Source organism: Zoogloea sp., assembly GCF_041904905.1.
Taxonomy (GTDB): Bacteria; Pseudomonadota; Gammaproteobacteria; order Burkholderiales; family Rhodocyclaceae; genus Zoogloea.
This window is the reverse complement of record NZ_JAYRMI010000006.1, coordinates 18312-44002: the sequence shown is the minus strand read 5'-3', so window position 1 is coordinate 44002 and position 25691 is coordinate 18312. Positions and strand designations below refer to the sequence as shown.

Below are 25691 nucleotides of genomic sequence, written 5' to 3'. Positions count from 1 at the left end.
CCCCTACAGCAGCGCCTCGATGTCTGCCGCCAGGGTTTCGGGTGGGGTCGTCGGGGCGTAGCGCCGGATCGGCCGGCCCGCCCGATCCACCAGGAACTTGGTGAAGTTCCACTTCACGGCACGGCTGCCCAGCACGCCCGGCAGCGCTTCGGTGAGATAGGCGAAGACCGGATGGGCATCCGGTCCGTTCACCTCCACCTTGCCGGCCATCGGAAAATCCACACCATAGCTGCGCTCACAGAACGCGGCGATCTCGTCTGCGCCGCCCGGCTCCTGGCCGCCGAACTGGTTGCACGGGAAACCCACCACCACCAGCCCCCGCCCCGCAAACTGCCGGTGCAAGGCCTGCAGGCCCCGATACTGGGGCGTGAAACCGCAGCGGCTGGCCGTGTTCACCACCAGCAGCACCTTGCCCGCGAAATCCGAGAAGCGGATCAGCCCGCCCTCCAGGCTCCGGGCTTCGAAGTCGTGGATGCCCGGCATGGCACGCGGCCGTCAGGCCACTTCGTCGATCCAGGCCTGCTGGATCGCTTCCAGCACCCGTTCGCCGCAGCGCTTGGGGTCGTCGTCGAACTCGGGCAGCGCCACGACCCAGCGCATCAGGTCAACAAAGTTGACCTTTTCCGGGTTTACGTCGGGGTGTGCCTCGGACAGCTGGATGGCGATTTCCTGAACGTCGGTCCACTTCATCAGTGCTTGCCCTCCCGGGCCATGTTGATGGAGTACTTGGGAATCTCCACGGTGAGCGGCGTGGTGCCCACCACCGCCTGACACGACAGGCGCGAATTGGGCTCCAGGCCCCAGGCCTTGTCGAGCAGGTCTTCTTCGAGTTCTTCGGCCGGCTCGAGGCTGTTGAAGCCCTCCCGCACGATCACGTGGCAGGTGGTGCAGGCACAGGATTTCTCGCAGGCGTGCTCGATCTCGATGTCGTTGGCGAGCAGGGTGTCGCAGATCGTCTGGCCGGGTTCGGCCTCGAGCACGGCCCCTTCGGGGCACAGCTCCACGTGGGGGAGCACAATCAGGGTCGTCATGTTCGCGCTTAAATCTTGATGTCGTCGATCTTGTGGCCAGCCAGGGCCTCGCGGATGCTCTTGTCCATCCGGCGCGAGGCAAACTCGTTGGAGGCGCGGTTGAAGGCTTCAAGCTGGAGCTTGATCGCCCGCACGTCCTGGCCTTCGGCGGCAGCCCGCAGCGCGGCGATGGCCGCATCCAGGGCAGCCCGCTCGCCGGTGTCGAGCAGCCCGCCATCGACGGCCAGCGCCTTCTCGGTCGCCTCGAGCACCCGCGATGCCTCAACCTGCTGCTCGGCCAGGCCGCGCAGCTCCATGTCGCGCTGGGCGTGCTCGAAGCCCGCCTTGAGCATCTCGGCGATCTCGTCGTCGGCGAGGCCGTAAGAGGGTTTCACCTCCACCCGCGCCTCGACGCCGGTGGTCTGCTCGCGGGCGGTGACCGACAGCAGGCCGTCGGCATCCACCTGGAAGGTCACGCGGATGCGGGCGGCGCCGGCCACCATCGGCGGAATGCCGCGCAGCTCGAAGCGGGCCAGCGAGCGGCAGTCGGAAACCAGCTCGCGCTCCCCCTGCACCACGTGGAAGGCCATGGCCGTCTGGCCATCCTTGAAGGTGGTGAATTCCTGGGCGCGGGCGGTGGGAATGGTGGAGTTGCGGGGGATGATCTTCTCGACCAGCCCGCCCATGGTCTCGATGCCGAGGGACAGGGGGATCACGTCGAGGAGCAGCCACTCGTCCTCGCCCGCCCGGTTGCCGGCCAGCACGTTGGCCTGCATCGCGGCGCCCACGGCGACGACGGTGTCGGGGTCTAGGTTGGTGAGGGGCGTCTGGCCGAAGAAGTCGCCCACGGCCTTCTGAACGTGGGGCATGCGCGTGGCACCGCCCACCATCACCACGCCCTTCACGTCGGCAGGGTCGAGGCCGGCGTCGCGCAGGGCTTTCTTCATGGGGCGCAGGGTTTTGTCCACCAGCGGCCGGGTAATGTCCACGAACACCTCGCGGGCGATCACGAGATCCACCTCGTCGCCGCTGTCGAGGCTCATCTGGATGGGCACGGACTCGTCGAGGGTCAGGCGCTCCTTCACCTCGCGGGCCTTCATCAGCATGCGCCGGGCGTCCCGGTCGGACGGCAGCGAGATGCCGGCGTTGTCGAGCATCCAGCAGAACAGGCGGTGGTCGAAGTCGTCGCCGCCCAGGGCCGCATCGCCGCTGGTGGCCACCACCTCGAACACCCCGCGGGAGAGCCGCAGGATCGAGAGGTCGAAGGTGCCGCCGCCCAGGTCGTACACCGCATAGACGCCTTCCGAGGCGTTCTCGAGGCCGTAGGCGATGGCCGCCGCGGTGGGCTCGTTGAGCAGGCGCAGCACGTTGAGCCCGGCGAGGCGGGCCGCATCCTTGGTGGCCTGGCGCTGGGCGTCGTCGAAGTAGGCGGGCACGGTGATGACCGCGCCGGTGAGCTCGCCGCCCAGGCTGCGTTCGGCGCGCAGGCGCAGATCCTTGAGGATCTCGGCGGAGACCTCCACCGGGCTCTTGACGCCCTGCACGGTGCGCAGGCGGACCATGCCTTCGGTGTCGACGAAATCGTAGGGCATGGTCTCGACGTGGGCGACGTCCTTCAGCCCGCGGCCCATGAAGCGCTTGACCGACACGATGGTGTTGCGCGGATCGACCGCCTGGGTGGCCATCGCCTTGCGGCCGACGACGATCTGGCCGTCGGGCAGGTAATGCACGATGGACGGCAACAGCATCTTGCCGTCTTCGTCCTGCAGGCACTGGGGGATGCCGTTGCGCACGGTGGCCACCAGGGAGTTGGTCGTGCCCAGGTCGATGCCCACCGCCAGCCGGTGCTGGTGCGGGAGGGTGGACAGGCCCGGTTCGGAGATTTGCAGCAGAGCCATCAGGATTCCAGCGCCGTCAAGGCGTCATTGATTTCGTGTTGCAGCTTCTCGAGGAACTTCATGCGGCGGACGGTATCGGCCGCGGCGTCGAGGTCGGTGGCGTCGTCGAGCTGGCTGCCGAGCTGCTCCACCATCGCGCGGGTGCGCTGGCGGATGCGCCGGGAAAGCTCGTCGAGCACATCCTCGTCGGCAGCGTCACGCGCCTCGCCCAAGGCCTCGCGCCACTCCATCTGCTCCATCAGGAACTCGGCGGACATGGCGGTGTTGGTGTCGAAAGCCGGATCGACCCCACGCAGTTCGAGCAGGTAATGCCCCCGGGTGAGCGGATCGCGCAGGGTGCGGAAGGCCTCATTCACGTGGGTGGCCCACTGCATCGACTGGCGCCTCTCGGCGTCGCTCAGGTGGGCGAAGCGGTCGGGGTGCACCCGGCCCTGCAGATCGAGGTAAGCCTGTTCGAGCCGGTCCTCGTCGAGCCGGAAGGCCGGGGTCAGGCCGAACAGGGCAAAGTAATCCTGCTTGAGATCGAGCATCGTGGACGTTCGCGCTTCAGACGGTGAAGCTTTCGCCGCAGCCGCACTGGTCCTTCACGTTCGGGTTGTTGAACTTGAAACCCTCGTTGAGGCCCTCGCGCACGAAGTCGAGTTCGGTGCCGTCCATGTAGGGCAGGCTCTTCGGGTCGATCAGCACCTTGAGCCCGTGGCTCTCGAAGACGATGTCCTCGGGCAGCACCTCGTCGGCGAACTCCAGCTTGTACGCCATGCCGGAGCAGCCCGAGGTGCGCACGCCGAGGCGGATGCCGACGCCCTTGCCGCGCTTGGCGATGAAGTTGCCGATGTGGGTTGCCGCCTTGTCGGACAGGGTTACTGCCATGATCGAACTCCTTGTCAGCCGTTGTGCTTCTTTTTGTAATCCTCGACCGCGGCCTTGATGGCGTCTTCGGCCAGGATCGAGCAGTGGATCTTCACCGGCGGCAGGGCCAGCTCTTCGGCGATGGCGGTGTTCTTGATCTCGAGCGCCTGATCGAGGGTCTTGCCCTTGACCCACTCGGTGACGAGCGAACTGGAGGCGATCGCCGAACCGCAGCCGTAGGTCTTGAACTTGGCGTCCTCGATGATGCCATCCTTGCCGACCTTGATCTGCAGTTTCATCACGTCGCCGCAGGCCGGGGCGCCGACCATGCCGGTGCCCACGCCGTCGTCTTCCTTGCCGAAGGCGCCGACGTTGCGGGGGTTCTCGTAGTGGTCCAGGACCTTTTCGCTGTATGCCATTTTCGCTCTCCTGTCAGTGCGCTGCCCACTGCACGGTGTCAAGGTCGATGCCTTCCTTGAACATGTCCCACAGGGGCGAAAGTTCGCGGAGCTTGCCGACCTTGCGCTGCAGCAAGTCGATTGTATAGTCGATTTCCTCGTCCGTCGTGAAGCGGCCGATGGTGAAACGGATGGAGCTGTGCGCCAGCTCGTCGTTGCGGCCCAGGGCGCGCAGCACGTACGAGGGCTCCAGGCTCGCCGAGGTGCAGGCCGAACCGCTCGACACGGCGATGTCCTTGATCGCCATGATGAGGGATTCGCCTTCCACGTAGGCGAAGCTGATGTTCAGATTGTGGGGCACGCGATGCGTCATGTCGCCATTGACGAAGGTCTCCTCGATCTGGCCGAGGCCCTTCAACAGGCGGTCGCGCAGGGCGCCGACGCGCTTGTTCTCGTCGGCCATCTCGAGGCGGGCCAGCCGGAAGGCCTCGCCCATGCCGACGATCTGGTGGGTGGCCAGGGTGCCGGAGCGCAGACCGCGCTCGTGGCCGCCGCCGTGCATCTGGGCCTCCAGGCGCACGCGGGGCTTGCGCCGCACGTAAAGGGCGCCGATGCCCTTCGGGCCATAGGTTTTGTGGGCGGAGAAGGACATCAGATCGACCTTCAGCCTGGCGAGGTCGATCTCGACCTTGCCGGTGGCCTGGGCCGCATCCACGTGGAAGACGATGCCCTTCTCGCGGCAGATCTCGCCGATCTCGGCGATGGGCTGGACCACGCCGATCTCGTTGTTCACGAACATCACCGAGACCACCGTGGTGTCGGGGCGGATCGCCGCCTTCAGGGCATCCAGGTCGATCAGGCCGTCTTCCTTCACGTCGAGGTAGGTGGCCTCGAAGCCCTGGCGTTCAAGCTCGCGCACGGTGTCGAGCACGGCCTTGTGCTCGGTCTTGACGGTGATGATGTGCTTGCCCTTGCCGGCGTAGAAATGCGCAGCGCCCTTGATCGCCAGGTTGTTGGATTCGGTGGCGCCGGAGGTCCAGATGATTTCCTTGGGATCGGCACCCACCAGCGCCGCCACTTCCTCGCGGGCTTCCTCGACGGCCTTCTCGGCGGTCCAGCCGAAAGCGTGGCTGCGGGATGCAGGGTTGCCGAACAGCTCGGTGAGGTAGGGGATCATCTTCTCCGCGACGCGGGGATCCACCGGCGTGGTCGCCGAGTAATCGAGGTAGATCGGAAACTTGAGCATCGTCGTCTTCTCCGTACTGCAAAAATTTAAGCTGTTCAGAAACTTAGACCGCCATCGCGGTCAGGGTTCGGAGGCCGGCGAGCATCTCGCCGAGGGCCTTCAGAAAATCGTCCACGTCGCGCGGGGCCGTGCCGGCGCCGACGCTCACCCGCACCGCAGCGCGGGCCAGCCCGGCCTCGACGCCCATCGCCAGCAGGGTGTGGGAGGGCTCGGGGTTGGCGCTGGAGCAGGCCGAGCCGCTCGCCACCGCAAAACCGGCCCGGTCGAGCTTGCCGACCAGGGTCTCCCCATCCACGCCACCAATCGCGAAGAAGGTGGTGTTGGGCAGGCGCCGGGCATCTGCCGAAAAAACTTGCGCGCCCAAGCCAACCAGCCCGGCTTCGAGCCGCTGCTGGAGCCCGGCCATCTGCGCAGCGCGGCTTTCGACTGCAGCCGCCGCCAGCTCGCAGGCCTTGCCGAAGCCGACGATGGCCATCACGTTCTCGGTACCGGAACGCAGGTTGCGCTCCTGGCCGCCCCCGGCCACCAGCGGCGCGAGTTCGACCCGCTTGTCGACCACCAGCGCCCCGGCTCCCAGCGGGCCGTAAATCTTGTGGGCCGACAGCGTCAGGCCCTGCACGCCCAGGGCGCGAAAATCCAGCTTGATCTTGCCCAGTGCCTGCACCGCGTCGCAGTGCATCCAGCCACCGGCCGCCCGCACTGCCTTGGCCAGCCCGGCCACGTCCTGGATCACGCCGGTTTCGTTGTTGGCGAGCATCACCGACACCAGCTTCGGCTTGCCGGCCAGGCAGGCCTCGAAAGCCGAAGCGTCGATGCGCCCTGCCCCATCCACCGCGATCTCCTCGAACTGCCAGCCCTGGCGCACCAGCTGCCGGGCGGGCTCGCGCACGCAGGGGTGCTCGATGGCGCTCACCGCGATGCGACCCGGCCTCATCAGCGCCGCGGCGCCCTTGATGAACAAGTTGTTGGCCTCGGAGCCGCCGCTGGTGAACAACACCTCGGTGGGATGCGCCCCCACCGCCGCAGCCACCTGGGCCCGCGCCTCGTCGATCGCCTTGCGCGCCGCGCGGCCGTATTCGTGGCGGCTCGACGCGTTGCCGAAGCGCTCGCCGAGCCACGGCAGCATGGCCTCGCGCACCGCCGGATCGAGGGGTGTGGTGGCGTTGTGATCGAGATAAACCGGCGCAAACACCGATCGCTCCCCGATGCTCAGGCCGCTGCCGCCGGCACGACGCCGGCGCCCTTGCAGGCGGCCCCGCGCTCATCGTGGAGCACCGAAACCTGGCCCATCTTGGCCCGCTGCTGTTCGACGAGGTTGGCCAGCGTCACCGAATGCAGGTATTCGTACATGCGCCGGTTGAGGTTGGTCCACAGCTCGTGGGTCATGCAGCGGTGCTCGTCCTTGCAGTTTTCCTTGCCGCCGCAGGAGGTGGCATCCAGCGGCTCATCCACCGCCGCGATGATGTCGGCCACGGTGATCGACGCCATGTCCCGGGCCAGCGCGTAGCCGCCGCCGGGGCCGCGCACGCTGCTGACCAGCTCGAAGCGCCGCAGCTTGCCAAAAAGCTGCTCCAGATACGAGAGGGAGATCTTCTGGCGGTCGGCGATGCCCGCCAGCGTAACCGGCCCGTCGGTACAACGCAGCGCCAGATCAATCATTGCCGTGACGGCAAAACGACCTTTGGTGGTGAGTCTCATGGTGGCTCCTGGGGACGGACGGGCTAATAGTTGAACGTTTCAGTCAAGAATATCAAACCCGACAAAATCGATCAACTATTTTCACGCCGGCGGCGCCGGCCGCTCAATCCACCATTTTGCCCAGCCCCTGCGGGTCGAAGGCGTCCTCCGACTTGGCGGCTTCCTCGACCGGAATCCCGGCCTCGGCCAGCTTGTCGAGCAGCACGCGGATGCGCCGGTCGGTCTCGACGGCGTGGTCGAGCAGGCCGTGCAGCGCCTTGGAAACCGGGTCGTCCAGATCGCGGGTGACGCCGTAGGCGGTAAAGCCCATCTGCTCCGCCTTGGCCTCGCGGGCCCGGGCGGCGTCGTCCTTGCCCGCCTCGATGACGCGGGCCGGATTGCCCACCGCGGTAGCCCCCGCCGGCACCGGCTTGACCACCACCGCGTTGGAGCCCACCTTGGCCCCGTCGCCCACCTCGAAGCCGCCCAGCACCTTGGCCCCGGCGCCGATCACCACGCCGCGACCCAAAGTGGGGTGGCGCTTGGTGCCCCGATACAGCGAAGTGCCGCCGAGAGTCACGCCCTGGTAGATGGTGCAGTCGTCGCCAACCTCCGCCGTCTCGCCGATCACCACCCCCATGCCGTGGTCGATGAACACCCGCCGGCCGATGGTGGCGCCCGGGTGGATCTCGATGCCGGTCAGCATCCGCCCCACGTGGCTGGTGAAGCGCCCCACCCAGCGGAAACCGTTGAGCCACGCCACATGGGCAAAGCGATGCAGCCACAGGGCGTGCATCCCGGGATAGCAGGTGAGCACTTCCCACCTGGAGCGTGCGGCCGGATCTCGCTCAAGCACATTGGCGATGTCCTCACGCAGACGACTGAACATGAAAGGGAACTCCCGAAACGAATCGCGCTGTTTTCCGCCCCGCGCCAGCCTGAGTGCAACCGAGCGAGGTGTTCTTATATCCGACTATTTTAGTCTACTTCTTCTCGAAGGCGCTCAGCATTCCGCGCAGGATGTTGATCTCGTCCTTCTCCAGCCGAATCCGCCCGAACAGCCGGCGCAGCCTTGGCCACAGGCGCTTGGAGTTGCTCGGATGAAAGAAGCCGCTGGCCGTGATGGCCTGATCCAGGTGGGCGAAGAAGCCCTCCACCTGCTCGAAGGTGGCCGGCTCGGATTCGAGGTTCGGCGGCGCGCCCGGATCGAGGGCCGCCATCCGCAGCTCGTAGCACAGCACCTGCACCGCCGCCCCCAGGTTGAGGGACGAGTACTCGGCGCTCACCGGGATCTTCACCGGCATGTGGCACAGGGCCACGTCCTCGTTGGAGAGCCCCACCGTCTCGTTGCCGAAGACCAGCGCCACGTCGCCGAACGCCGTGCGCCCCACGATGTCGCCGGCGGCCTCCCGGGCCCACTTCATCGGCACCGCGAGTTCGCGCCGCCGCGCCGTGAGCGCCGCCGCGAAGACCGTGCCCTCCAGCGCCTCGGCAAGACTGCCGACCACCCGCGCGCCTGCCAGGATGTCGTCGGCGCCCGCCGCTCGCGCGGAGGCCACCGGGTCGGGGAAGGACTGGGGTGAGACAAGCACCAGTTGCGACAGGCCCATGGTTTTCATGGCCCGGGCCGCCGCTCCGATATTGCCTGGATGACTGGTACGGGAAAGTACGACACGCACGCGCCCAAGCGCGCCATCGTTGTTCATATTAAAATGTCGGGTTTCCGAATTAGTGTCGACCGGTGGGGCAATCCTGCCCGGGCCGGCCAACCTTGCCAGACACCCATGCATCCCACTCTGAACATCGCCATCAAGGCCGCACGCCGTGCCGCCGCCGTCATCAACCGGGCTTCGAACGACGTCGAACTCCTGCGGGTCGAATCCAAGTCGCCCAACGACTTCGTCACCGAAGTCGACCGGGCAGCCGAAGAAGCCATCATCCAGGTGCTGCGCGATGCTTATCCGACTCACGCCATTTTAGCAGAAGAGTCCGGCGAGACCGGCCCGGAGGCCGAGACCGAGTACCAGTGGATCATCGACCCCCTCGACGGCACCACCAACTTCATCCACGGTTTCCCGCAGTACGCGATCTCCATCGCCCTGGCCCGCCGCGGCGTGGTCGAGCAGGCGGTGGTCTATGACCCGAACCGCAACGAGATGTTCACCGCCTCCAAGGGCGCCGGCGCCTTCCTCAACGACCGCCGCATCCGCGTCTCCAAGCGCCTGCGCCTGCAGGACGCCCTGGTCGGCACCGGTTTCCCGTACCGCCAGTTCGGCAACGTGGACACCTACCTCGCCATCTTCAAGGAACTCACCCAGAAGACCGCCGGCCTGCGCCGCCCGGGCGCCGCCTCGCTCGATCTGGCCTACGTGGCCGCCGGCCGCCTCGACGCCTTCTGGGAATTCGGCCTGTCTCCGTGGGACATGGCCGCCGGCAGCCTGCTGATCAGCGAGGCGGGTGGCCTGGTGAGCGATCTGGCCGGTGAATCCGACTACCTCACCACCGGCAACATCGTGGCTGGCACGCCCAAGGTGTTCCCGCCGCTGATGCAGATCATCCAGGGCCACTGCGCCGACAAGATCTCCGCCTGATGCGCACCGTCGCCCTCCTCCGCATCCTGCTGGCGAGCCTGCTGCTCGCCGCGCTGCCGGCCTTTGCCGGCACGGTGCTGGTGTGGGGCGACAGCCTGTCGGCGGGCTACGGCCTGCGTCCAAGCCAGGCCTGGCCGGCGCTGCTCGAGCGGCGCCTGCAGGAATCGAAGCCGCCCTACCGGGTTGTGAACGCCAGCATCAGCGGCGAAACCACCGCCGGTGGCCGCAGCCGGCTGCCGGCCGCGCTGCAGGCCCACCGCCCGACGGTGGTGGTGATCGAGCTGGGCGCCAACGACGGCCTGCGTGGCCTGCCCATCCCGGCCATGAACGCCAACCTGCAGGCCATGATCGACGCCAGCCGTCAGGCCGGCGCGCGGGTCCTGCTGGTGGGCATGCAGATGCCGCCCAACTACGGCCCCGACTACACCGCCCGTTTCGCAAAAGCGTACCAGGATCTCGCCCGGACCAATAAAGTCCGGCTGGTGCCCTTCATGATGGCCGGCTTCGCCGACCAGCCCGCGCTCTTCCAGCAGGACGGCATCCACCCCACCGCCGAAGCCCAACCCCGCATCCTCGACACCGTGTGGCAGGAGCTCAAACCCCTGCTGCGCTGACCGCGCGCCGCCCGCTCAGGGCAGGCGCAACGACGGGTTGTGCCCCTTCACCGCGCAGATGCGCTGGATCACCGCCGGCTTCGGCTCGGCCACCTCGCCCTGCTCGTAGGCCAGCACCGTGCAGGTGTCGGCCACCCGCTCGAAGAGTTCGTGGCTGCGCAGCAGGAAATCCGGATTGCTCGGCTTGCCGAAGCGCTCGTTGCCCACCATGAAGGTCTCGTAGATGAGCACGCCGCCGTGGTTGAGCGCTGTCAGGAGCAGCGGCAGACGCGGGCGGAACAGATAGTTGGTGACGACGATTGCGTCGAAATGGCGGCCGGCGTAAGGCCACGGGCCGTCTTCGAGATCGGCCTCGCGGGTGTTGAGGTGCGGCACGCCCGCCAGCAGCTCCAGGGCCACCGCGTCGCGATCCACCGCCTCCACCCGGAACCCCCGGCTCGCCAGCCAGCGCGCGTGGCGACCGCTGCCGCAGGCAAGGTCGAGCACCTCACCGCCGGCGGTGATGAGAGACGCAAAACGGGTGACCCACGGCGAAGGGGTCAGCGAGCCAGTGTGACGCATGGGCGACGAATCTCCGGAGCAAAGGCGTGAGGTTGCCATTCTGTCAGAGTTGGTGGCCGCGTCGCAGTTCCCGCCACCCGGCGCGCCTGCGGCCGCGCCGGCCTATTTCAGTTTATTAACGGATTCTGATAGCCTTCCGGCACATCCAGAAAACCCAAAATAAGGAGACAAACATGAACGGGAGATTCCGCTTTGCCGCCCTCGGGCTGGCCCTCGCCGCCAGCACCGCCGGTGCGGCCGACCTGAAGCGGGCCGAAGAGATCGTCGGCGGCCGCTGCTTCATCTGCCACGGCCTGGACGGCGAGGCCGCCTCGGCCATCTACCCGCGGCTGGCCGGCCAGCACGCCGACTACATCGCCAAGCAGCTCGCCGACTTCCAGAGCGGCAAGCGCAAGAGCGACACCATGGCCGGGATGGTCACCGACCTCACCCCGGACGAGATGAAGGCCCTCGGCCAGTTCTTCCAGGCGAAGCCCTCGGCCCGCGGCGCACGGGCCGAACCGGAGCTGGCCGGCGTGGGGCGCTACATCTTCAACAAGGGCAACCAGTACTCCGGCGTGGCCGCCTGCGCCTCGTGCCACGGCGCCAAGGGCTACGGCACGCCGCAGCTGCCGCGGCTCGCCGGCCAGCAGTCGCTGTACCTGGAAAACCAGCTCAAGCAGTTCAACAGCCGCGAGCGCAACAACGACAACGCGGTGATGCACTCCATCGCCTCCAAGCTCACCGAGCTTGAGGTGAAAGCCGTCTCCAGCTACATCTCGACGCTGGAGTAAATTCGGCTCCACCAAAAAAGAAGGCGGCGCCGGACACCTGCCCGGCACCGCCTTCGGTGGCTGGCGACCGGCACCGGGCCGGCCGCTGCCGCCGGGGTCACACCAGCATGTCGGCCCAGATGTTCCTGGCCCAGGCCAGCGCCGCCTTGCCCTCCAGCTCGTTGGCCGCGGCCGACACGCCCCCTGCGCCCGGCACCGGCAGCACCGTCTTCTTCTCGGCGTCGTACTGATGCACCGACGCCACGTGGATGACGTTCTTCGAATCCACGAAGCTGTAGCAGGTGTTCATCACCACCGGCGTCGGGTTGGGCGCCTCGCCCGAGAGCAGGTTGAGGATCGCCGCCGCCGCCACCTTGGCGTGCTGGTTGGCCATGTGGCCCGATTTGGGCATGGTCGGCGCCGGGAAGATCGCGTCGCCGATCACATGCACCCCCGGGGTGTTCACCGATTCGAAGCTCAACCAGTCGATGTCCACCCAGCGCCCGTTGATGAGCTTGACCCCCGACTTCGCGGCGATGTCACCCGCGCGCTGGGGCGGCACCACGTTGAGCACGTCGGCCTTCACCTTGTCGAACTCCAGGATCGCCGTGCGGCTGGCTGCGTCCACCTCGCGCAACTCGCTGTTCGGGCGGTATTCCAGGATGCCCGCGTACTTCTCGAAGGCCTTGGTGAACAAGCCCTTCTTGGAGGTGATCTCCTCGTTGGCGTCGAGCACCAGCACCTTGGATTTCGGCTTCTTCTGCTTGAGGTAGTTGGCCACCAGGCAGGCCCGCTCGTAGGGCCCCGGCGGGCAGCGGTAGGGCGCCTTGGGGATGGTCAGCGCGTACACGCCGCCGTCCGGCATGTCTTCAAGCTGCTTGCGCAGAGCCACCGTCTGGGCGCCGGCCTTCCAGGCGTGGAGCACCGCCGCCTGGGCCGCCTCGGTCTCGAGGCCCGGCACCTGGTCGAACATGAACTCCACCCCCGGCGACACCACCAGCCGGTCGTAGCGCAGTTCGCCACCCGAGGCGAGCTTCACCTTGCGCCCGGCCGCATCGATGGCGGTGACGCTGTCCTGCATCACCTTCACGCCCCACTTGTCGCGCAGGCCCTCGTAACCCAGGGTGATGTCGGCCATGGTCTTGTCGCCGCCGATCACCAGATTGGAGATCGGGCACGAGATGAACTGCGGGTTGCGCTCGACGAGGGTCACGTCCACACCCCGCTCGCTCCACATGCGCAGATACTTGGCCACGGTGGCGCCACCGTAGCCGCCGCCCACCACCACCACATGGCCGCGGGGCCGGCTGCCGCCCAGGGCGCAGCCGCCCAAGCCCGGGATCGCCAGCGCGCCGCCGGCAAGGGCGGCCGTCTTCAGAAAATCGCGTCGATTCTGCATGGTGTCCGCCCCCTTCATTTCTGGGCGGCGAAGTACGCCGCGATCAGTTCCAACTGGGCTTCGGTGTAGCCCTTCGAGATCTGGTGCATGATCGTCGCGGGCTTGGCGCCGGAGCGAAAGTCACGCAGCTTCTGCAGGAGCTTCTCCTTGTCGGTGCCAGCCAGCGCGTCGTTACCCGCCCCGGCGACCGCATGGCCGTTCGTTCCGTGGCAATTGGCGCAGGTGGCGGCCAGATTGCGGGCCAGGTTCGGGTCCGGCTGACCGGCGGCCTGGACCGCGCCAACCGCGCCGACCAGGCACACGGCCGAAGTCCATCGAAACAGTTTCATCACGTCTCCTCCTTGATGCCGCAGGCGCGGCGAGCAGTTGAACCAACCTATTGTTCTCCGCGGCCGCCCCCCGGGCAAGCCGCCATGGCCGTCGTGGCGCGGCCTTTCGTCGATACCTGCCTGCCGCAGCGCTCATCGTGAGCCGCAACAATATTAGCAATTGACTATATAAGTTTATGGTTATAAATTGTTCGAGATCAAGGGAGAAAAAAACTTTATGGCGCGCCTCGACGCCACCCCCTTCGACACCGACCACTGGAACAAGGGAGAGACACACCCATGGCAGACCAGCCGACCCAGCGCGGGCGGGTCCGTCCCGCGCCCGAGCACTTCCTGACCGAAGCGGACATCGCCGAGGTCAAGGACGGGCGCCGCGACTTCCTGCGCAAAGCCTTCCTCACCGCCTCCGCGGCCATGACCGCCCCGGCCATCGCCCGCGCCGCCGACGGCGACCCCGACATCCTCAACCTGCCGCCCTGGACCACCAGCCTCGGCCAGCCCGTCGCCGCGCGCCCCTATGGCCTGCCGTCGCAGTACGAGAAGGGCCTGCAACGCCGCGAATCGCCCGGGCTCACCCGCATGTCGCAGGTGTCGGTGGCGTTCACGCCGCTGCAGGGCCTGTTCGGCATCATCACCCCGTCGGGCCTGCACTTCGAGCGCCACCACCAGGGCTGGAGCGACATCGATCCGTCGAAACACCGCCTGATGGTGCACGGCACCGACGAGGGCTTCGTGAAGCAGCCCAAGGTCTACACCGTCGACGACATCCTGCGCCTGCCACCCGTGTCGCGGATGCACTTCATCGAGTGCGGCGCCAACACCGGCATGGAGTGGGGCAACGTGGCGGTGCCCACGGTGCAGTACAGCCACGGCATGCTCAGCTGCTCCGAATTCACCGGCGTGCCCCTGCGACTGATCCTCGAAGACTGCGGCATCGACTGGAAGAAGGCGAAGTACGTGCTGGCCGAAGGGGCCGACGGCTCGTCGATGACCCGCACCATCCCCATCGAACTCGTGCAGTCCGACGAGGTGCTCGTCGCCTACGGCCAGAACGGCGAGATGCTGCGCCCCGAAAACGGCTACCCGCTGCGCCTCGTGGTGCCCGGCGTGCAGGGCGTGAGCTGGGTGAAGTGGCTGCGCCGCATCGAAGTGGGCGACAAACCCTGGGCCACCAAGGACGAGGCGATCCACTACATCGACCTGATGCCCGACGGCCGGCACCGCCAGTACACCTCCACCCAGGAGTGCAAGTCGGTCATCACCACCCCGTCCGGCGGGCAGATCCTGCTGGACAAAGGCTTCTACAACATCTCGGGGCTGGCGTGGTCGGGGCGCGGAAAGGTCAAGCAGGTTGACGTATCCACCGACGGCGGCATCAACTGGCGCCGGGCACGCATCGAAGGGCCGGTCAATTCCAAGTGCCTGACCCGTTTCAACATCGACTGGGTGTGGGACGGCAAGCCCGCCATCCTGCAATCCCGCGCGGTGGACGAGACCGGCTACGTCCAGCCGTCGTACGGCCAGCTGCGCGCGGTGCGGGGCACCAAATCGATCTACCACAACAACGCCATCCAATCCTGGAAGGTAGTCGAGAGCGGGGAGGTGAGCAATGTCCAGGTTCTCTAAGACTCTCGTCGCCATCGCCCTGGCCGCCTGCGCCACCGGCGTGCTGGCCGACGGCAAGTTTGCCGGTGTGGGCCGGGCCGCCAAACCGGCCGAGATCCACGCCTGGGACATCGACGTGCGCCCCGACTTCAAGGGCCTGCGCCCTGGCAGCGGCAGCGTGGATCAGGGCATGGAAACCTGGGAGGCCAAGTGCGCGTCCTGCCACGGTAGCTTCGGCGAATCCAACGAGGTGCACACCCCGCTGATCGGCGGCACCACCAAGGACGACGTGAAGACCGGCCGGGTAGCCTCCCTCGCCAAGGGTGACGCCCCCCAGCGCAGCGCCATCATGAAGGTGGCCACCGTCTCCACCCTGTTCGACTACATCAACCGGGCGATGCCCCTCACCGCGCCCAAGTCCCTCAGCAACGACGAGGTGTACGGGCTGGTGGCCTACCTGCTCAACCTGGCCGAAGTGGTGCCCAGCGACTTCGTGCTCTCGGACAAGAACATCGCCGAGGTGCAGGCCCGCATGCCCAACCGCAACGGCATGAGCACCGACCACGGCATGTGGCCCGGCGCGGCGGCCAGCAAGGGCGGCATCGGCAACGGCGGCAAGCCCGACGTGAAGAACAGCGCCTGCATGAGCAACTGCAAGACCGAGGTGAAGGTGGGCTCGCTGCTGCCGGTGTATGCCGAGACCGCCCACGGCAACCTGGCCGAGCAGAACCGCCCGGTGGGCCCGGTGCGCGGCAAGGATACGTCGGGCAAGGCGCCCGCCGAGGTCAAGCCCGCCCCGCAGAGCGACAACGCCGCCACCACAAAGCTCGCCACCGACAACGGCTGCATGGCCTGCCACGGCGTGGCGAACAAGATCGTCGGCCCCGGCTACAACGAGGTCGCCGCCCGCTACAAGGGCCAGGCCGACGCCGAAGGCAGGCTCGCCGCCAAGATCAAGGCCGGCGGGCAAGGCGTTTGGGGGTCGATCCCCATGCCACCCCAGGGTCAGCTCAAGGACGACGACGTGCGCCGGCTCGTGAAGTGGATTTTGTCTGGCGCCAAGGCGCAGTAACCCAGGATCAATCAAGGAGAGAGACCCATGAACAACCAACGCCGTGAAATCCTCAAGGCAGGCGGCGGGCTCGGCCTGTTCGGCCTGCTGGCCGCCGCCGGCCTGATCACCCCGGGCGAAGCCCGCGCCGAGTGGAACAAGCCCGCCTTCGACGCCAAGACCATCGACGAGACCCTCAAGGCCCTGGGCGCCACCGCCCCGGCCAATTCTGCCGACGTGCAGCTCACCGCGCCGGACATCGCCGAAAACGGCGCCGTGGTGCCGGTGGGCGTGGTGTCGACGCTGGCCGGTGTCGAGGCCATCGCCATCCTCGTCGAGAAGAACCCCAACCCGCTGGCCGCCAGCTTCACCCTGCCCGCCGGCACCGAGCCTTCGGTGCAGACCCGCGTGAAGATGGGCCAGACCTCCGACGTGTACGCCCTCGTCAAGGCCGGCGGCAAGTTCTTCATCGCGAAGAAGGAAATCAAGGTCACCCTCGGCGGCTGCGGCGGCTGAGCCCTGCGCCCTTCATTAAAGAAAGGAATCGAAATGGCAGATCCGATGAAGATTCGCGCGAGCGCGAAGGATGGCATCACCGAAGTCAAGGTGCTGATGAGCCACGAGATGGAAACCGGGCAGCGCAAGGATTCGTCCGGCAACCTCGTCCCGGCCCATTTCATCACCGAAATCACCGCCGAGCACAACGGCCGCCAGGTGCTGGCCGGCCAGTTCGGCACGGCGATCTCGAAGAACCCCTACCTCGCCTTCAAGTTCAAGGGCGGCGCCAAGGGCGACAAGCTCACCGTGAGTTGGGTGGACAGCAAGGGCGACAAGCGCACCGACGAAGTGCAGATCGCCTGATGCCCGGCGCTGCCGGCCGATACGCCGGCGGCGCCCCCCTCAAGCCGACCCCCAGACCGCCCCAAGGCGGCACGCCCCCCCCACCAGAAGGAGGAAGACACATGCAGCCCAACCTGCGCACCGCGCTGGCCACCGCCGCCATCGCCCTCGCCGGCCCGGCCTTCGGGCAAGGCGGCACGATGGACGAGATCGCCCGCTACCGGGAGATGCTCGCCGACGGCAACCCCGCCGAACTCCTCGAAGCCAAGGGCGAGGTGCTCTGGAAGAAACCCCGCGGCCCCAGGAACGCCAGCCTCGAGCAATGCGACATGGGCCTGGGCCCCGGCAAGCTCGACGGCGCCTACGCCCAGCTGCCGCGCTACTTTGCCGACACCAAGAAGGTGATGGACGCCGAATCCCGCCTCGTCCACTGCATGGTGAGCCTGCAGGGCTTCACCGAAGCCGAGGCCACCAAGCGCTGGTACTCCAGGCCCGGCCAGGATTCCGACATCGAGGCGCTGGTCACCTACATCGGCGGCAAGTCCAACGGCTTCAAGATCGACGTCCCCGCCCGTCACCCCGAGGAGGCCCGCATGGCCAAGGTGGGCGAGCACATCTTCTACCGCCGCAGCGGCCCGCAGGATTTCTCCTGCGCCATCTGCCACGGCCAGGAAGGCAAGCGCATCCGCCTGCAGGAGTTGGGCAACCTCACCACCCGGGCGGGCGCCGGCACCGCCATGGGCAACTGGCCCTCGTACCGCGTCTCGCAAGGCGCGGTGTGGACCATGCAGCGCCGCCTCATCGACTGCATGCGCCAGGCCCGCTGGCCCGAGCCCAGCTACCTCGCCGACTCCATCGTCGCCCTGGAAGTCTTCCTTCAGAAGACCGCCAGCGGCACCGTGATGCAGACCCCCGGCATCAAGCGCTGACCCCCGGAGACGACCATGAAAACCACCTTCATCGCCGCCCTCCTCGCCCTTGCCAGCGTGGGCGCCCCGGCTGCCGACCCGATCGCGGCCCAGGCCGAGCAGATCTTCCGGAGCGGCTTCCGCCCCGACAACGCCAAATACTGGATGACCCGCCTCGACCAGGACGAGGCCATGCGCCTGTGCAGCCAGTACAAGGACAACCCGCCCCCCAAGGTGCGCGCCCAGATCGAGAAAGCCCAGCAGGCCACCATCCGCTATCCGGTGGACGGCAAGCTGATCGGCGACTGGCGCGAGGGCGAGAAGCTCGCCGCGGTGGGCACCGGCGGCCACATCGGCTTCATCCAGCCCGACCCGCCCGGCCGGGTGCGCGGCGGCAACTGCTACGCCTGCCACCAGCTGGCGCAGAAGGAAGTCGCCTACGGCACCATCGGCCCCAGCCTCCAGCACTTCGGCAAGCTGCGCGGCACCGGCGACGAGATCGTCAAATACGCCTACAACAAGATCTACAACTCCAACGCCTTCACCGCGTGCACCAACATGCCGCGCTTCGGGCTGCACAGCTGGCTGACGCCCGAGCAGATCACCCACATCGTCGCCTTCCTGGTCGATCCCGAATCGCCCGTGAACAAAGATTGAGAACGGAGTCCACCGCATGTCCATGAACCGTCGGGATTTCCTCCAGGTGCTGGCCGTCGCCGCGGCCGGCGGCCTCGCGCTGCACAGCAACCCGGCCGAAGCCGCCAAGGCCGCCGGACGGATGTACGACCTGCCGCGCTTCGGCTCGGTGAGCCTGCTCCACATGACCGACTGCCACGCGCAGCTCCTGCCCATCCACTTCCGCGAGCCGGACGTGAACCTGGGCATCGGCCCGATGGCCGGTCAGGTGCCGCACCTCGTCGGTGAAAACCTGCTGCGCCACTTCGGCATCCGCCCCGGCACGCCGGAGGCCCACGCCTGCACGTATCTCGATTTCGTGAAGGCCGCCAAGACGTATGGCAAGGTCGGCGGCTTCGCCCACCTCGCCACTCTCGTCAAGCAGCTCAAGGCCAGCCGCCCCGGCGCGCTGCTGCTGGACGGCGGCGACACCTGGCAGGGCTCCGGCCTCAGCCTGTGGACCAACGCCCAGGACATGGTGGATGCCTGCAAGGCGCTGGGCGTCGATGTGATGACGCTCCACTGGGAAGCCACCTATGGCGAAGCCCGCGTGAAGGAGATCGAGGAGAAGGATTTCGCCGGCAAGGTGGATATCGTTGCCCAGAACATCAAGACCGCCGACTTCGGCGACCCGGTGTTCAAGCCCTACGTGATCCGCAACATCAACGGCGTGCCGGTGGCCATCGTCGGCCAGGCCTTCCCCTACACGCCCATCGCCAACCCGCGCTGGCAGGTGCCCAACTGGAGCTACGGCATCCAGGACGACAACCTGCAAAAAGTGGTGGACGAAGCCCGCGCCGCTGGCGCCCAGGTGGTCGTCGTGCTGTCCCACAACGGCATGGACGTGGATCTGAAGATGGCGAGCCGCGTGCGCGGTGTCGATGCCATCCTCGGCGGCCACACCCACGACGGCGTGCCCGCCCCGGTGATCGTCAAGAACGCAGGCGGCCAGACGCTGGTCACCAACGCCGGCTCCAACGGCAAGTATCTGGGCGTGCTGGATCTCGACGTGAAGGCCGGCAAGGTGGTCGACTTCCGCTACAAGCTGCTGCCGGTGTTCGCCAACCTGATCCCCGCCGACCCCACGATGGACGCCCTCATCAAAAAGATGCGCGCGCCCTACGAGGGCAAGCTCGCCGAAAAGCTCGCGGTGAGCGAGGGCCTGCTGTATCGCCGCGGCAACTTCAACGGCGCGTGGGACCAGCTCATCCTCGACGCCCTGCTCGCCGAGAAGAACGCCGAGATCGCCTTCTCGCCCGGCTTCCGCTGGGGCACCAGCCTGCTGCCCGGCGACACCATCCGGATGGAGCACCTCCTCGACCAGACCGCCATCACCTACCCGTGGACCACCGTCACGACGATGACCGGCGAGCAGATCAAGACCGTGCTCGAAGACGTCTGCGACAACCTCTTCAACCCCGACCCGTACTACCAGCAGGGCGGCGACATGGTGCGCGTGGGCGGCCTGCAGTACGCCTGCGACCCCAACGCCGCGATGGGCAGGCGCATCACCGACATGCGCCTCGCCGGCAAGCCCATCGACGCCGGCAAGACCTACAAGGTGGCTGGCTGGGCGCCGGTGTCGGAAGACGCCAAGAACGCCGGCGGCGAGGCGGTGTGGGATCTGGTCGCCCGCTACCTCAAGGGCCAGAAGGTGATCCGCGCCCGGCCCCTCAACCTGCCCACCCTCAAGGGCATGGCCGGCAACCCCGGCATGGCCTGACCGCCCCCACCCGCCCGAACAAGGAGACGACGATGAACCGCGCCAACGCATCCCTCCCCGCCTGGCTGCGGCTCATCGTCGCCATCCTTGTTCCGCTGCTGGCCGGGCTGGCCGCGGCAGCCGAACTCAAGCCCATCCGCGTCTCCGAACACGCCTGGTACGTGCTGGGCGATTCGGGCATGGCCTCCGGTGCCAACCAGGGCTTCAACAGCAACGCCGGCTTCGTGGTGACTCGCGACAGCGTGGTGGTGATCGACGCCCTCGGCACCCCGCCCCTGGGCGAGGCGCTGGTCGCCGCCATCCGCAAGATCAGCGACAAGCCCATCCGCCGGGTGATCCTCACCCACTTCCACGCCGACCACTTCTACGGCCTGCCCGCCTTCAAGGCCGCCGGCGCCCAGGTGTGGGCCCACCGGGCCGGGCGCGACTACTTCACCAGCGGCGAGGCCGCCGCCCGCCTCGCCCAGCGGCGGCAGGATCTCTTCCCGTGGGTGGACGACCACACCCGCCTCGTCGAGGCCGACCGCTGGCTCGACGGCGACACCCGCTTCGAGGAAGGCGGGCTGCACTTCCGGGTCAGCTTCCTCGGCCCGGCCCACTCGTCCGAAGACCTGATGGTCAGCGTCGAGGAAGACGGCGTGGTGTTCTGCGGCGACATCCTCTTCGCCGGGCGGATTCCCTTCGTGGGCAGCGCCGACAGCCGCCGCTGGCTCGTCGCCATCGACCAGCTCACCGCCCTCAAGCCGAAGATCCTCATCACCGGCCACGGCCGCCACTCCACCGACGCCGCCGCCGACCTCACCCTCACCCGCGACTACCTCATCTACCTGCGCGAGCAGATGGGCCGCGCTGTGGAAGAGATGGTCCCCTTCGACGAAGCCTACGCCCGCACCGACTGGCGGCGCTTTGCCGGTCTTCCCGCCTTCGAGGCCGCCAACCGCATCAATGCCTACGGCACCTACCTCACCCTCGAGCGCGAATCCCTCGCCCGCTGATCCCATGCGCGCCGGCCTGCTTGCCCCGATCCTCGCCGCCGGCCTCGCCCTGGCCGGCCCGCCCGCCTTCGCCAAGGGCCCGCTGGAATCCCGCCTGCACGAACCCGCCGCCCGGCCCGACGTGCTCTACGTCGTCCTCTTCAGCCTGCCCGACTGCCCCTACTGCGTGGCGATCCGCGACGCCTACCTGCCGGCCTTGCCCGACGACCCGCGCTTTCGCGAGCGGGTGCGCATCCGCGAGGTGTCCATCGGCAGCCCCCGCAGCCTCACCGACTTCGACGGCCGGCCGGCCCGCCACAGCGACGTGGCCCGCCGCTACGGCGTGAAGTTCGCCCCCACGGTGCTGTTCCTCGACCGGAACGGCCAGGCCCGCGCCGAGGCCCTGCTGGGCGGCGACAGCGTGGGGCTCTACGGCGGCTACCTGGAGAAGCGCGTGCTGCAGGGGCTCGATGCCGCGGCAGGCCACTGACGCCGCCGCGCCCCCCCGAGCCGGCTACTTGAACTGGTAATAGCGGTGGTTGAGCCAGGCAACCACATCCTCCTCGTCCTCGGGGAACCAGCCGGTCTTCAGCTGGGTGCTGCAGAAGCTCACCTGGGCGTGCAGCTGCGGCAAGGTCTTCACCTTGCGGTCGCCGCGCAGGTAGAGCTTCGAGCCATCGCCGCCGATCAGGCGTTGATGGCAGGCCGCACAGTTCTTGTCGGTCACCAGTTTTTCGCCCGCGGCCGGATTGCCGGCCCAGGCACCCGCGGCCACCGCAAGGCCGGCCGTCAGCGTCAGGAATCGCATTGCAGTCATGGTCTGCCTCCCCGGAGGTCGATCGGATGAAACCCAGGGAGGAAGTATGAAACATTTTGCCGCCGGCGCGACGATCGCGCTGTTTGCCATCGTGCTGCCGCTGCCCGGCTTCGCCCAGGTAGACCCGGCCGGCGTGCCGGAGATCAAGCGCAGCCGGCTCCAGCTCTACCTCACCGCCCGCGAAGCCCACGAGATGTACGCCCGCTCCCCCGCCCGCGTCCTGTTCCTGGACGTGCGCACCCGGGCCGAAGCCATGTACGTGGGCATGCCCAGCGACGCCGACGCCCTGGTGCCCTACGTCGAACACCAGGAGCTGATGACCGACTGGGACGAGCGGCGCCACATGTACCAGCTCATGGCCAACAGCGACTTCACCGCCGAGGCCGAGCGCCGCCTCAAGGAGAAGGGCCTCGCCAAGACCGACCCGGTGATCCTCATCTGCCGCTCCGGCGACCGCAGCGCCCGCGCCGCCGACCTCCTCGCCAACGCCGGCTACACCCGCGTCTACAGCGTGGTGGAGGGCTTCGAGGGCGACGCCGCGAAGGATGGCCCCAAGGCCGGCCAGCGCATCGTGAACGGCTGGAAGAACGCCGACCTGCCCTGGTCGTACAAGCTCGACCAGGCCAAGATGTACTTCCCGCGCTGATCCCCGCCGGCTCGGGCCGCTTGGCACCGCCGCCCCCGCGCCCGTAAGCTACGGGGCTCCGGCCCTTCCGCGTCTCCCGCCATGTTCGCACTCCACCCCCTCGCCGCGGCCGCCGCCGCGCTCCTCGTCAGCCTCGCCACACCGGCCCACGCCGGCAAGACCCTCGACGCCATCAAGGCCCGCGGCCAGCTCGCCTGCGGCGTGAGCACCGGCGTGATCGGCTTCTCCGCCGCCGACAGCCAGGGCCAGTGGCGCGGGCTGGACGTGGACGTGTGCCGCGCCATCGCCGCCGCCGTGCTGGGCGACCCCGCCAAGGTGCGCTGGGTGCCCCTCACCGCCCAGCAGCGTTTCACCGCCCTCCAGTCGGGCGAGGTGGACCTCCTCTCCCGCAACACCACCTGGAGCCTGACCCGCGACGCCGGCCTGGGCCTGCACTTCGCCGCCGTCACCTACTACGACGGCCAGGGCTTCCTGGTGGCGAAGAAATCCAGGGTCGCCAGCGCAAGGCAACTGAAGAACGCCGAGATCTGCGTGCAGTCCGGCACCACCACCGAACGCAACCTTGCCGACTGGTTCCGCGCCCAGGGCATCAAGGTCAAGCCGGTCGTGTTCGACAAGTTCGAGCCCTCCATCAAGGCCTTCTTCAGCGGCCGCTGCCAGGCCTACACCACCGACGCCTCGGCGCTCGCCTTCATCCGCACCAAGGAGGCCCCCAACCCCGACGACTACCTGGTGCTGCCCGAGATCATCTCCAAGGAGCCCCTCGGCCCGGCCGTGCGCCGCGGCGACGACGAGTGGTTCGCCATCGTCAAGTGGGTGGTCAATGCGCTGATTGAAGCCGAAGAGCTGGGCATCGCCCAGGCAAAGGTGGACGCCCTCAAGGCCTCGCCCGACCCGGCCATCCAGCGCTTCCTGGGGGTGGGCGAAGACCTGGGCAAGAGCCTCGGCCTCGACCGGGAATGGGCCGCCCGGGCCGTCAAGGCCGGCGGCAACTATGGCGAACTCTTCGAGCGCAACCTGGGCGCCGGCTCGCCCCTCAAGCTGCCCCGCGGCCTCAACGCCCAGTGGACCAAAGGCGGGCTGATGTACGGCCTGCCCCTGCGCTGACCCGGGCACCGCCACCCCATGCGCAACACCCCCGGTGCCCGCATCGCCGCCCAGGCGCTGATCGTCCTCGCCGTCGCCGGCCTGCTCGCGCTGCTGGCCAGCACCGCTGCCGACCGTCTCGCCCAGCGCGGCATCCGCAGCGGCTTCGACTTCCTGCTCGAACCCGCCGGCTTCACCCTGGGCGAGAGCGCGATTCCGCTGGACGCCGGCGACTCCACCCTGCGCGCCTTCGTCGCCGGCCTCGCCAACACCCTGCGTCTGGCCCTCCCCGGCGCGGCGCTGGCCCTGGGGCTGGGCGTGCTGGTGGGCTTCGGGCGGCTGGCCGATCACCCGCCGCTGCGCGGCCTCGCCGGCGCCTTCGTGGCCGCCTTCCGCAACGTGCCCCTGCTGCTCCAGCTGCTCGGCTGGTACTTCATCCTCACCGACCTGCTGCCCGCCTCCGACGCCGCCCTGCGCCTCGCCCCCGGCGTGTTCCTCAGCAAGTCCGGGCTGGCCCTGCCCTGGTGGGGCGAGGGCGGCTTCGAGATCCCGGAGCCCGCCGGCTTCGGCATCGAAGGCGGCGCCCGCCTCACGCCCGAATACCTGGCGATGCTGGTGGGGCTCACCGCCTACACCGCCGCCTACATCGCCGAGATCCTGCGCGCGGCGGTCGAGGCCCTGCCCCCCGGCCAGCGCCTCGCCGCTCTGGCGATGGGCATGACGCCCCGGCAGGCCTTCCGCCTCGTGCTGCTGCCCCAGGCCTGGCGCGCCGCGCTGCCGCCGGTCACCAGCCAGCTCCTCAACCTCTCCAAGAACGCCTCGCTGGCGGTGGCCATCGGCTACCCCGATCTGGTCTCGGTGGCCGGCACCAGCCTCAACCAGACCGGCCGCGCCATCGAATGCCTCGCCATCGTGATCGCGGTGTACCTGCTCCTGTCGCTGGCCGGCGCGGCCCTCAGCCACCGGCTCGAACGGCGCAGCCTGCGGGGCGGCGTGGCGTGATGGGGCTGCCCGATCCCGCCGCGCTGCGCCGCCGGCTGTTCGGCGACCGCCTCGGCACCGCGCTCACCCTGCTGCTGGCGGCGGTCGCCGTCGTCGGGCTGCCGCCGCTCGTCCGCTGGGCGGTGCTCAACGCCCAGTTCGCCCCGGACGCCGCCGCCTGCACCGCCCTCGACCACGCGGGCGCCTGCTGGGGCGTGGTGGCGGAGAAGGCCCGCTTCATCCTGCTCGGCCGCTACCCGGGCGACGAAAGCTGGCGGCCCGTCGCCGCCGCCGGGCTGATCCTCGCCGGCTGGCTCGCCGTGGCCTTCGGCCGCATCGGCGGGCGCGCGGCGCTGCCCGCCCTGGCGCTGCCGCCCGTGCTGGCAGTACCCATCCTGGGCGGCGGCGTCGCCGGCCTCGCCCCGGTGCCCACCGAACTCTGGGGCGGCCTGCCCCTCACCCTGCTCCTCACCGCCGGCGGCATGACCGGCGCGCTCCCCCTGGGCATCGCCGTGGCCTACGGCCGACGCGCCCGCCTGCCGGCGCTGCGCGCCCTGCTTACCGCCTACGTCGAGCTGGCGCGGGGGATTCCCCTCGTCGCCGCGCTGTTTGTGGCCTCCTTCCTGCTGCCCCTGTTCTTCCCGGACGGCGTGGCCCTCGACATGCTGTGGCGGGTGCTCATCGCCATCGTGCTGTTCGCCGCGGCCTACCTGTCGGAGATCGTCCGCGGCGGGCTGCAGGCGATCCGCCCCGGCCAGCGGGACGCCGCCGCCGCGCTGGGCCTGTCGCCGTGGCAGACCGAGCGCTGGGTCGTGCTGCCGCAAGTGCTGCGGGCCACCGCGCCGTCGCTCGCCAACAGCGCCATCGCCCTGTTCAAGGATACGTCCCTGGTCACCGTGGTCAGCCTCTACGAACTCACCGGCTCGCTGGGCCTCGCCCTCGCCGGGGATGGCGAATGGCGGCCGTTCTACCTTGAAGCCTGGCTCTTCCTGGCCGCCATCTACTGGCTGGGCTGCGCCCTGCTGGCGCGGATCAGCGCCGCCCTGCCCGCCCGCGCCTGA

At 68.4% G+C, this 25691-nt stretch carries 32 protein-coding genes; 16 read left to right on the top strand and 16 right to left on the bottom strand.

Features of this window, described 5'->3' with window-relative positions:
• Positions 1 to 3: 3 nt before the first annotated feature.
• The 12 genes from ACE3N6_RS03085 to ACE3N6_RS03030 form a co-directional block, all read right to left on the bottom strand.
• Entirely contained in the window at positions 4 to 483 is a 480-nt protein-coding gene (locus ACE3N6_RS03085; protein ID WP_374243701.1) for a glutathione peroxidase, read from the bottom strand.
• A gap of 12 nt (positions 484 to 495) precedes the next feature.
• Positions 496 to 690: a Fe-S cluster assembly protein IscX gene (gene iscX, locus ACE3N6_RS03080; RefSeq protein WP_374243700.1), complete on the bottom strand. Its 195-nt coding sequence runs from the start codon at positions 688 to 690 to the stop codon at positions 496 to 498.
• Positions 690 to 1031, bottom strand: coding sequence for an ISC system 2Fe-2S type ferredoxin (gene fdx / locus ACE3N6_RS03075; RefSeq protein ID WP_153159541.1), 342 nt, complete (start codon positions 1029 to 1031; stop codon positions 690 to 692). Before fdx ends, iscX begins: the two co-directional genes overlap by 1 nt.
• A gap of 8 nt (positions 1032 to 1039) precedes the next feature.
• Entirely contained in the window at positions 1040 to 2908 is a 1869-nt protein-coding gene (gene hscA / locus ACE3N6_RS03070) for a Fe-S protein assembly chaperone HscA (RefSeq protein ID WP_374243699.1), read from the bottom strand.
• Positions 2908 to 3438 carry a Fe-S protein assembly co-chaperone HscB gene (gene hscB, locus ACE3N6_RS03065; protein WP_374243698.1) on the bottom strand — a complete coding sequence of 177 codons (531 nt, stop codon included), beginning with the start codon at positions 3436 to 3438 and terminating at the stop codon, positions 2908 to 2910. Before hscB ends, hscA begins: the two co-directional genes overlap by 1 nt.
• A 16-nt stretch (positions 3439 to 3454) precedes the next feature.
• Positions 3455 to 3778 (bottom strand): iron-sulfur cluster assembly protein IscA, encoded by a 324-nt coding sequence (gene iscA / locus ACE3N6_RS03060; protein WP_153159544.1) that lies wholly within the window; start codon positions 3776 to 3778, stop codon positions 3455 to 3457.
• A 14-nt stretch (positions 3779 to 3792) separates the two neighbouring features.
• Positions 3793 to 4176, bottom strand: coding sequence for a Fe-S cluster assembly scaffold IscU (gene iscU, locus ACE3N6_RS03055; protein ID WP_153159545.1), 384 nt, complete (start codon positions 4174 to 4176; stop codon positions 3793 to 3795).
• A gap of 13 nt (positions 4177 to 4189) precedes the next feature.
• Positions 4190 to 5401 carry an IscS subfamily cysteine desulfurase gene (locus tag ACE3N6_RS03050; RefSeq protein WP_374243697.1) on the bottom strand — a complete coding sequence of 404 codons (1212 nt, stop codon included), beginning with the start codon at positions 5399 to 5401 and terminating at the stop codon, positions 4190 to 4192.
• 43 nt (positions 5402 to 5444) lie between these two features.
• Positions 5445 to 6593 carry a cysteine desulfurase family protein gene (locus tag ACE3N6_RS03045; RefSeq protein ID WP_374243696.1) on the bottom strand — a complete coding sequence of 383 codons (1149 nt, stop codon included), beginning with the start codon at positions 6591 to 6593 and terminating at the stop codon, positions 5445 to 5447.
• A 17-nt stretch (positions 6594 to 6610) separates the two neighbouring features.
• Entirely contained in the window at positions 6611 to 7099 is a 489-nt protein-coding gene (iscR, locus tag ACE3N6_RS03040; RefSeq protein ID WP_374243695.1) for a Fe-S cluster assembly transcriptional regulator IscR, read from the bottom strand.
• A 103-nt stretch (positions 7100 to 7202) separates the two neighbouring features.
• Positions 7203 to 7967, bottom strand: coding sequence for a serine O-acetyltransferase (cysE, locus tag ACE3N6_RS03035; protein WP_374243694.1), 765 nt, complete (start codon positions 7965 to 7967; stop codon positions 7203 to 7205).
• A gap of 94 nt (positions 7968 to 8061) precedes the next feature.
• The gene (locus tag ACE3N6_RS03030) at positions 8062 to 8784 is read right to left on the bottom strand and encodes an RNA methyltransferase (protein ID WP_374243693.1); all 723 of its coding nucleotides are present in this window, start codon (positions 8782 to 8784) and stop codon (positions 8062 to 8064) included.
• A 78-nt stretch (positions 8785 to 8862) separates the two neighbouring features.
• Between ACE3N6_RS03030 and ACE3N6_RS03025 the strand changes: the two genes are divergently transcribed.
• Both ACE3N6_RS03025 and ACE3N6_RS03020 read left to right on the top strand, forming a co-directional pair.
• Positions 8863 to 9669 (top strand): inositol monophosphatase family protein, encoded by an 807-nt coding sequence (locus ACE3N6_RS03025; protein ID WP_374243692.1) that lies wholly within the window; start codon positions 8863 to 8865, stop codon positions 9667 to 9669.
• On the top strand, positions 9669 to 10283 hold the full coding sequence (locus ACE3N6_RS03020) for an arylesterase (RefSeq protein WP_374243691.1): 615 nt from the start codon (positions 9669 to 9671) through the stop codon (positions 10281 to 10283). Before ACE3N6_RS03025 ends, ACE3N6_RS03020 begins: the two co-directional genes overlap by 1 nt.
• A 15-nt stretch (positions 10284 to 10298) precedes the next feature.
• Here ACE3N6_RS03020 and ACE3N6_RS03015 read toward each other — a convergent pair whose 3' ends face one another.
• The gene (locus ACE3N6_RS03015) at positions 10299 to 10844 is read right to left on the bottom strand and encodes a class I SAM-dependent methyltransferase (protein ID WP_374243690.1); all 546 of its coding nucleotides are present in this window, start codon (positions 10842 to 10844) and stop codon (positions 10299 to 10301) included.
• A 173-nt stretch (positions 10845 to 11017) separates the two neighbouring features.
• Here ACE3N6_RS03015 and ACE3N6_RS03010 point away from each other — a divergent pair, with 173 nt between their 5' ends.
• Positions 11018 to 11617 carry a cytochrome c gene (locus ACE3N6_RS03010; protein WP_374243689.1) on the top strand — a complete coding sequence of 200 codons (600 nt, stop codon included), beginning with the start codon at positions 11018 to 11020 and terminating at the stop codon, positions 11615 to 11617.
• A gap of 97 nt (positions 11618 to 11714) precedes the next feature.
• Here ACE3N6_RS03010 and ACE3N6_RS03005 read toward each other — a convergent pair whose 3' ends face one another.
• Together ACE3N6_RS03005 and ACE3N6_RS03000 are read right to left on the bottom strand one after the other, a co-directional pair.
• On the bottom strand, positions 11715 to 12995 hold the full coding sequence (locus ACE3N6_RS03005; RefSeq protein WP_374243688.1) for an FCSD flavin-binding domain-containing protein: 1281 nt from the start codon (positions 12993 to 12995) through the stop codon (positions 11715 to 11717).
• A gap of 14 nt (positions 12996 to 13009) precedes the next feature.
• The gene (locus tag ACE3N6_RS03000) at positions 13010 to 13324 is read right to left on the bottom strand and encodes a cytochrome c (RefSeq protein WP_374243687.1); all 315 of its coding nucleotides are present in this window, start codon (positions 13322 to 13324) and stop codon (positions 13010 to 13012) included.
• Between the two features lie 279 nt (positions 13325 to 13603).
• On the opposite strand from ACE3N6_RS03000, the gene soxC reads away from it, so the two are divergent.
• The 9 genes from soxC (at position 13604) to ACE3N6_RS02955 (ending at position 21590) form a co-directional block, all read left to right on the top strand.
• Positions 13604 to 14950 (top strand): sulfite dehydrogenase, encoded by a 1347-nt coding sequence (gene soxC, locus ACE3N6_RS02995; RefSeq protein WP_374243685.1) that lies wholly within the window; start codon positions 13604 to 13606, stop codon positions 14948 to 14950.
• Positions 14934 to 16001, top strand: coding sequence for a c-type cytochrome (locus ACE3N6_RS02990; protein WP_374243684.1), 1068 nt, complete (start codon positions 14934 to 14936; stop codon positions 15999 to 16001). The genes soxC and ACE3N6_RS02990 overlap by 17 nt, the downstream gene beginning before the upstream one ends.
• A 27-nt stretch (positions 16002 to 16028) precedes the next feature.
• The gene (soxY, locus tag ACE3N6_RS02985) at positions 16029 to 16496 is read left to right on the top strand and encodes a thiosulfate oxidation carrier protein SoxY (RefSeq protein ID WP_374243683.1); all 468 of its coding nucleotides are present in this window, start codon (positions 16029 to 16031) and stop codon (positions 16494 to 16496) included.
• A gap of 33 nt (positions 16497 to 16529) precedes the next feature.
• Entirely contained in the window at positions 16530 to 16841 is a 312-nt protein-coding gene (gene soxZ, locus ACE3N6_RS02980) for a thiosulfate oxidation carrier complex protein SoxZ (RefSeq protein ID WP_284187147.1), read from the top strand.
• Positions 16842 to 16942: 101 nt separating this feature from the next.
• Positions 16943 to 17749, top strand: coding sequence for a sulfur oxidation c-type cytochrome SoxA (soxA, locus tag ACE3N6_RS02975; protein WP_374243682.1), 807 nt, complete (start codon positions 16943 to 16945; stop codon positions 17747 to 17749).
• A 15-nt stretch (positions 17750 to 17764) separates the two neighbouring features.
• Positions 17765 to 18385, top strand: a complete 621-nt coding sequence (gene soxX / locus ACE3N6_RS02970; RefSeq protein WP_374243681.1) for a sulfur oxidation c-type cytochrome SoxX — start codon at positions 17765 to 17767, stop codon at positions 18383 to 18385.
• Positions 18386 to 18401: 16 nt separating this feature from the next.
• Entirely contained in the window at positions 18402 to 20126 is a 1725-nt protein-coding gene (gene soxB / locus ACE3N6_RS02965) for a thiosulfohydrolase SoxB (protein WP_374243680.1), read from the top strand.
• A gap of 32 nt (positions 20127 to 20158) precedes the next feature.
• Entirely contained in the window at positions 20159 to 21121 is a 963-nt protein-coding gene (locus ACE3N6_RS02960; RefSeq protein WP_374243679.1) for an MBL fold metallo-hydrolase, read from the top strand.
• Positions 21122 to 21125: 4 nt separating this feature from the next.
• Positions 21126 to 21590 carry a thioredoxin fold domain-containing protein gene (locus ACE3N6_RS02955; protein WP_374243678.1) on the top strand — a complete coding sequence of 155 codons (465 nt, stop codon included), beginning with the start codon at positions 21126 to 21128 and terminating at the stop codon, positions 21588 to 21590.
• Positions 21591 to 21614: 24 nt separating this feature from the next.
• Here the strand turns inward: ACE3N6_RS02955 and ACE3N6_RS02950 are convergent, their stop codons facing one another.
• Positions 21615 to 21917 carry a c-type cytochrome gene (locus tag ACE3N6_RS02950; RefSeq protein WP_374243677.1) on the bottom strand — a complete coding sequence of 101 codons (303 nt, stop codon included), beginning with the start codon at positions 21915 to 21917 and terminating at the stop codon, positions 21615 to 21617.
• 46 nt (positions 21918 to 21963) lie between these two features.
• Between ACE3N6_RS02950 and ACE3N6_RS02945 the strand changes: the two genes are divergently transcribed.
• The 4 genes from ACE3N6_RS02945 to ACE3N6_RS02930 all read left to right on the top strand — a co-directional run bounded on the left by ACE3N6_RS02945 (position 21964) and on the right by ACE3N6_RS02930 (position 25691).
• The gene (locus ACE3N6_RS02945; RefSeq protein ID WP_374243676.1) at positions 21964 to 22563 is read left to right on the top strand and encodes a rhodanese-like domain-containing protein; all 600 of its coding nucleotides are present in this window, start codon (positions 21964 to 21966) and stop codon (positions 22561 to 22563) included.
• A gap of 81 nt (positions 22564 to 22644) precedes the next feature.
• Positions 22645 to 23670 carry an amino acid ABC transporter substrate-binding protein gene (locus tag ACE3N6_RS02940; protein ID WP_374243675.1) on the top strand — a complete coding sequence of 342 codons (1026 nt, stop codon included), beginning with the start codon at positions 22645 to 22647 and terminating at the stop codon, positions 23668 to 23670.
• Positions 23671 to 23688: 18 nt separating this feature from the next.
• The gene (locus ACE3N6_RS02935) at positions 23689 to 24651 is read left to right on the top strand and encodes an ABC transporter permease subunit (RefSeq protein ID WP_374243674.1); all 963 of its coding nucleotides are present in this window, start codon (positions 23689 to 23691) and stop codon (positions 24649 to 24651) included.
• Positions 24651 to 25691, top strand: coding sequence for an amino acid ABC transporter permease (locus ACE3N6_RS02930; RefSeq protein WP_374243673.1), 1041 nt, complete (start codon positions 24651 to 24653; stop codon positions 25689 to 25691). Before ACE3N6_RS02935 ends, ACE3N6_RS02930 begins: the two co-directional genes overlap by 1 nt.

Excerpts from the sequence above, each read along its gene's own strand:
- ACE3N6_RS03085 (WP_374243701.1), bottom strand. The coding sequence starts at position 483 with ATGCCGGGCATCCACGACTTCGAAGCCCGGAGCCTGGAGGGCGGGCTG.
- iscX (WP_374243700.1), bottom strand. The coding sequence starts at position 690 with ATGAAGTGGACCGACGTTCAGGAAATCGCCATCCAGCTGTCCGAGGCA.
- fdx (WP_153159541.1), bottom strand. The coding sequence starts at position 1,031 with ATGACGACCCTGATTGTGCTCCCCCACGTGGAGCTGTGCCCCGAAGGG.
- hscA (WP_374243699.1), bottom strand. The coding sequence starts at position 2,908 with ATGGCTCTGCTGCAAATCTCCGAACCGGGCCTGTCCACCCTCCCGCAC.
- hscB (WP_374243698.1), bottom strand. The coding sequence starts at position 3,438 with ATGCTCGATCTCAAGCAGGATTACTTTGCCCTGTTCGGCCTGACCCCG.
- iscA (WP_153159544.1), bottom strand. The coding sequence starts at position 3,778 with ATGGCAGTAACCCTGTCCGACAAGGCGGCAACCCACATCGGCAACTTC.
- iscU (WP_153159545.1), bottom strand. The coding sequence starts at position 4,176 with ATGGCATACAGCGAAAAGGTCCTGGACCACTACGAGAACCCCCGCAAC.
- ACE3N6_RS03050 (WP_374243697.1), bottom strand. The coding sequence starts at position 5,401 with ATGCTCAAGTTTCCGATCTACCTCGATTACTCGGCGACCACGCCGGTG.
- iscR (WP_374243695.1), bottom strand. The coding sequence starts at position 7,099 with ATGAGACTCACCACCAAAGGTCGTTTTGCCGTCACGGCAATGATTGAT.
- cysE (WP_374243694.1), bottom strand. The coding sequence starts at position 7,967 with ATGTTCAGTCGTCTGCGTGAGGACATCGCCAATGTGCTTGAGCGAGAT.
- ACE3N6_RS03030 (WP_374243693.1), bottom strand. The coding sequence starts at position 8,784 with ATGAACAACGATGGCGCGCTTGGGCGCGTGCGTGTCGTACTTTCCCGT.
- ACE3N6_RS03025 (WP_374243692.1), top strand. The coding sequence starts at position 8,863 with ATGCATCCCACTCTGAACATCGCCATCAAGGCCGCACGCCGTGCCGCC.
- ACE3N6_RS03020 (WP_374243691.1), top strand. The coding sequence starts at position 9,669 with ATGCGCACCGTCGCCCTCCTCCGCATCCTGCTGGCGAGCCTGCTGCTC.
- ACE3N6_RS03015 (WP_374243690.1), bottom strand. The coding sequence starts at position 10,844 with ATGCGTCACACTGGCTCGCTGACCCCTTCGCCGTGGGTCACCCGTTTT.
- ACE3N6_RS03010 (WP_374243689.1), top strand. The coding sequence starts at position 11,018 with ATGAACGGGAGATTCCGCTTTGCCGCCCTCGGGCTGGCCCTCGCCGCC.
- ACE3N6_RS03005 (WP_374243688.1), bottom strand. The coding sequence starts at position 12,995 with ATGCAGAATCGACGCGATTTTCTGAAGACGGCCGCCCTTGCCGGCGGC.
- ACE3N6_RS03000 (WP_374243687.1), bottom strand. The coding sequence starts at position 13,324 with ATGAAACTGTTTCGATGGACTTCGGCCGTGTGCCTGGTCGGCGCGGTT.
- soxC (WP_374243685.1), top strand. The coding sequence starts at position 13,604 with ATGGCAGACCAGCCGACCCAGCGCGGGCGGGTCCGTCCCGCGCCCGAG.
- ACE3N6_RS02990 (WP_374243684.1), top strand. The coding sequence starts at position 14,934 with ATGTCCAGGTTCTCTAAGACTCTCGTCGCCATCGCCCTGGCCGCCTGC.
- soxY (WP_374243683.1), top strand. The coding sequence starts at position 16,029 with ATGAACAACCAACGCCGTGAAATCCTCAAGGCAGGCGGCGGGCTCGGC.
- soxZ (WP_284187147.1), top strand. The coding sequence starts at position 16,530 with ATGGCAGATCCGATGAAGATTCGCGCGAGCGCGAAGGATGGCATCACC.
- soxA (WP_374243682.1), top strand. The coding sequence starts at position 16,943 with ATGCAGCCCAACCTGCGCACCGCGCTGGCCACCGCCGCCATCGCCCTC.
- soxX (WP_374243681.1), top strand. The coding sequence starts at position 17,765 with ATGAAAACCACCTTCATCGCCGCCCTCCTCGCCCTTGCCAGCGTGGGC.
- soxB (WP_374243680.1), top strand. The coding sequence starts at position 18,402 with ATGTCCATGAACCGTCGGGATTTCCTCCAGGTGCTGGCCGTCGCCGCG.
- ACE3N6_RS02960 (WP_374243679.1), top strand. The coding sequence starts at position 20,159 with ATGAACCGCGCCAACGCATCCCTCCCCGCCTGGCTGCGGCTCATCGTC.
- ACE3N6_RS02955 (WP_374243678.1), top strand. The coding sequence starts at position 21,126 with ATGCGCGCCGGCCTGCTTGCCCCGATCCTCGCCGCCGGCCTCGCCCTG.
- ACE3N6_RS02950 (WP_374243677.1), bottom strand. The coding sequence starts at position 21,917 with ATGACTGCAATGCGATTCCTGACGCTGACGGCCGGCCTTGCGGTGGCC.
- ACE3N6_RS02945 (WP_374243676.1), top strand. The coding sequence starts at position 21,964 with ATGAAACATTTTGCCGCCGGCGCGACGATCGCGCTGTTTGCCATCGTG.
- ACE3N6_RS02940 (WP_374243675.1), top strand. The coding sequence starts at position 22,645 with ATGTTCGCACTCCACCCCCTCGCCGCGGCCGCCGCCGCGCTCCTCGTC.
- ACE3N6_RS02935 (WP_374243674.1), top strand. The coding sequence starts at position 23,689 with ATGCGCAACACCCCCGGTGCCCGCATCGCCGCCCAGGCGCTGATCGTC.
- ACE3N6_RS02930 (WP_374243673.1), top strand. The coding sequence starts at position 24,651 with ATGGGGCTGCCCGATCCCGCCGCGCTGCGCCGCCGGCTGTTCGGCGAC.